Raw genomic sequence first — 2,352 nt, 5'->3', positions numbered from 1 at the left:
CCCCCCCAGCTCGTATGCCTCAGAGGCAGAGCCGCCGCTCGGCGGCGCGGCCACGCCGAAGCTGAAGGTCAGATCGGAGCTGAACTGGCCGATCGGAATATTGACCCGCATGCCGTCCGCGACGAAGGTGAGCGTCGTAATATCTGCCGCCTTCAGACTGGCCAGGATGTCCGCCGATAGCCGGATGTCGAGCGGCTGTCTCCGCAGCCGTTCGAAGTCAAAGGTCATCGCCGGGTCCAGGAAGTCCAGCGACCCGCCCAGCTCGCCCAACTGCTCGCTGATGATCGCCGAGGCAGAGGTCTGCTGATCGATGAATGGCTGGATCGCCTGCAGCGTCGGCGCGAACTGCGCCCGCTGGCCGCTCCGGTCGATGAGCGAGCGGATATCCGGCGTCACGAATGGTGCCCACGTCCGCTCGGACAGCCGCTGCCCCTGACGGATCAGCGCCAGTCGACGCTGCTCGTTGGCCCCTGGCAGCCGATCGATCAGCCGCTGCATGTCAGCGACGTAGCGGCTCAGGAACTCGCCTCCGCCCTGGTTGACCGTCACCTCCTGCTCGAAGATGACGCGTGCGAGCGCCGGCACCTCGGCGCGGATCGTCGCCGTGCCAGTCGTGGCATTGCCCGTTAGCGTGACGACACCGGATGGCGACACCTGCAGATTGCCGCCCGCCGACACCTTGGACCACTCCAGCGCGACCGACGGCACCTCGATGCCGAGGATCGTCAGCTTGAGCGTGTGGCGGCGTCCGTCGGCCGATGCCGTCGTCGTCGCCTTGGCCTCCGAGCGCAGATAAGCGAATGCCATCGCCTCGACGGCCTCCGACTCATGCTGCAGGATGCGGCGGAAGTTCATGCTCGTCTCGATGATCTCTTGCTCGGTCACGCCGAGCTTGCCGAGGATCGCGCTGACTGTGTAGCCATCCCGATCCCGCAGCACCGCTGCCAGCGAGGAGCGCAGCAGCGCATTGCGCCGCGTCTCGTCGACCAGCAGCAGCGCCAGCTCGGTGGAGGAGCGCCCGGCCAGCTGCGCCCGGAACTCGCCCTCGACGCCGCGCTTGCCCTCGCTGCCGAAGATAAATGAGAAAATATCCGGCACCGTCAGATCGGTCTGCTCGCCATAGCCCGCAGCTGCCGCCACGGCGACGAGCGCCTTGCGATACTCAGGCTTATTGCGGATCTCCTCCAGATCCTTCAGATTCGGATCATAGTAGATGCTCCCCACCGCGACGACAAACTCGAACAGCTGCTGCTTGACGAACTCATGCTCAGCCTCCGGCAGATCGTCCGCCAGCTTGTTCCAGATCGGATCGATCGCGCTGCCGTGCTGCGCATAGGTCAATGTTCGGATCTCATCCCGCAGCCGCCGCACGTCCAGCACATCCTGCTCGTCAACATGCAGCCCCGCGTGAATCGCCCGCATCCGCTCCAGGAAGCTCTCGCTGAGGAACGGCTGCTCTGCCGCCTGAACCGTCGATACGCCGATCAGCTCGGCCAATCCCTTGCTGCTCAGCGGGATACCCGCCAGCGAGCTCCCGACCAGACTGACTGCCAAGGTGGCAGTCACCACTTTGCTTTTCCATTTCACGATACCTTCACCTCTCCAATCCATATAGATAGATAACAGACAGCTTATCTCAACCCTTGCCCGCTCCGGTCACTGGACCGGCTCGCCCACTTGCGGACGCTCGTTGTAGAGCGCCGGACGGCCGACGGGATAGTAGGAAAAATGCGTGTTCATCAGCTTCTCGGCGCCGTACAGATTGCGCCCGTCGATCAGCACGGGCTGGCGCATCGTCCGCTCCACCGCCTCCAAGTCAAGCGCCGCATAGGCGTCCCACTCGGTGAGCAGACAGATCGCATCGGCTCCGCTCGCCGCCTCCTCGGCACTCTCGCACCAGACGATCGACGGATGCTCCAGCAGCTGGCGGAAATTCGCCATCGCCACCGGATCGGTGACGCGCGGCGTCGCGCCCAGCGCCAGCAGCCGCTCGATGATCTCCACCGCCGGCGCCTCGCGCACATCGTCGGTCTCCGGCTTAAACGCAAGCCCCCAGACCGCCACGGTCTTGCCGGCCAGGCTGCCGAGCGCGTGCTCCAGCTTGTCGATGACGCCGAAGCGCTGATGCTGGTTCACCTCGACGACCGACTTGAGCAGCTTGAAGTCGTAGGCGACATTACCGGCGATCTGGATGAGCGCCTTCGTATCCTTGGGGAAGCAGGAGCCGCCGTAGCCGATGCCCGCCTGCAGGAACGACTCGCCGATCCGCCGGTCCAGCCCCATGCCTCGCGCCACCTCGGTGACATCGGCGTTCACCTTCTCGCAGATGTTGGCGATCTCGTTAATAAAGGA

At 64.7% G+C, this 2,352-nt stretch carries 2 protein-coding genes; both read right to left on the bottom strand.

The window, feature by feature from the left end; genetic code table 11:
* Positions 1-1,587, bottom strand: a 1,587-nt coding sequence (locus tag PA598K_RS35450) for a hypothetical protein (RefSeq protein ID WP_148092065.1), incomplete at its 3' end; no start/stop codon positions are given.
* 69 nt (positions 1,588-1,656) lie between these two features.
* Positions 1,657-2,352: nucleotide sugar dehydrogenase (locus tag PA598K_RS35445; protein ID WP_148092064.1), on the bottom strand; the 696-nt coding region annotated here is incomplete at its 5' end.

The sequence above is a fragment of the Paenibacillus sp. 598K genome (assembly GCF_003851045.1).
Taxonomy (GTDB): domain Bacteria; phylum Bacillota; class Bacilli; order Paenibacillales; family Paenibacillaceae; genus Paenibacillus_D.
The sequence above is the reverse complement of the archived record's forward strand: the minus strand, read 5'-3'. Positions and strand labels throughout refer to the sequence as shown.